Annotated in this window: 2 protein-coding genes; both read right to left on the bottom strand. The window is 33.6% G+C overall.

Features of this window, described 5'->3' with window-relative positions:
* Positions 1-69: 69 nt before the first annotated feature.
* On the bottom strand, positions 70-654 hold the full coding sequence (locus BIZ36_RS20630) for a hypothetical protein (RefSeq protein WP_187459746.1): 585 nt from the start codon (positions 652-654) through the stop codon (positions 70-72).
* Positions 655-818: 164 nt separating this feature from the next.
* A complete protein-coding gene (locus BIZ36_RS20625) occupies positions 819-1,199 on the bottom strand; it encodes a hypothetical protein (RefSeq protein ID WP_187459745.1) in 381 nt (126 codons plus the stop codon).
* Positions 1,200-1,448: the final 249 nt, after the last annotated feature.

Here is a 1,448-nt window from a genome sequence, read left to right as displayed (position 1 = left end):
GCAAGTTATATAAAAAGAAAAAGGGTGGTTTAAGGCAAAAGGGAAATATTGACTAACTTTAGAACAGGACTATGGCTTTTCATAGGATACATTGTTGTAGTGCGTTTTTATTTTTTCAAGTCCGCTATATAATTCCGATATTTTTGGATATAGCTTTCTTATCATATATTCATCAAAACCTCTGTCAAATCCATATTTTAATAGGGTTTCTCCAAATTCTTTGTTCAGTTCGTCTATTAGCTTTCCTTTCCGTTTTGTGATAATTTTTCCTTTGTTAGTAATCCTTTTTTCGTAATGATTTTGAAAAATGTGGGAAGAACTATGTCTTTTGTATTCTATAAATTCAAATTCCGATTCGGAGAAAAGTGATTTTAAATTTTCAAGTCCATTTATAAGTTCCGAGTAAAAGTCTCTCTTTTCAAGGTTTTCACTATTTTGTATATGTCCAAATACTTTTTTCGAGTATTCAAGACCAACAGTGACTAACTCATAAAAAACCACATAAAATGAACTTTGATAAACTGAGTCATATTCTTTATTCAATTCACTGTTCAGGTAGAAAAACTTCCTTAACCATTGACCAAATAATTCCTCATTCGCAAGAGTTTGTAAAATATGGTCAAATTTTAATTTATCATACTCAATATCACTCATTTTTCCAATTTTCTAAAATGCACTACAACGGTTAGGCTATGATTTCGTTGTGGACATTTCCGGCAGGAAACTGTCCGCCCGAAATCCAGCCTTAGCTTAAAGTTAAGGTTTTCCGTTTAGTAAATCCTGCCACAATTAATTATAGCCCGTGTTGTACACAGTAATTATTTCAAATTTCTAAGAGGTATATTAAAATCGTGTCCAGTTTTATAGTTTTCCCCATACCGAACTTTTATTGTCAGGGTATCTTTGTCCAAATGGTTGCTCGGTACATTAATTTCAGTTGTCATTTTTGTTCCGTCTTCAGTCCCTAAAACACGAATTCCAAGTCCCATTATTACAAGGTCGATTGGGTCAATATTAGTAACTACAAAATTGGTTTTCGTAGGTTGGTCGTAAAATAAAAAGTCCTGTCCGTTTTCGATTTCGACCACAATCTTTTCAATTCCGTTTTCATAAACTAAATTGACTTTATCTGTTTGCTGATTTTTACAACCTGTTATTGTAAAAACTAGAATTGTAGCAACTAAAAAGAATTTTTTCATATTGTGTACAACGGTTCGTGTATGATTAGTTGCGGACTTTTCATGTAGGCTGAGCGTAGTCGAAGCCGGGAAAATGTCCGCCTGGTTCTAAAGATAATTGATTGCAGGAATTTCCAACAGGAAATTCCGACCGCAATTAATTATACACAATGTGCCTGTTGCACAAGTTAAGAAAAAAACGGTCTTGATCATTGCCGTTCGGTAGATCGATCGTAACTTTAGGTATGCAGGGAAAAAAGGATTACCAGG

Source organism: Cytophaga sp. FL35 (assembly GCF_014349235.1).
Taxonomy (GTDB): domain Bacteria; phylum Bacteroidota; class Bacteroidia; order Flavobacteriales; family Flavobacteriaceae; genus Euzebyella.
Note: the sequence above shows the minus strand (reverse complement) of the source record. Positions and strands in the feature narration are given on the sequence as shown.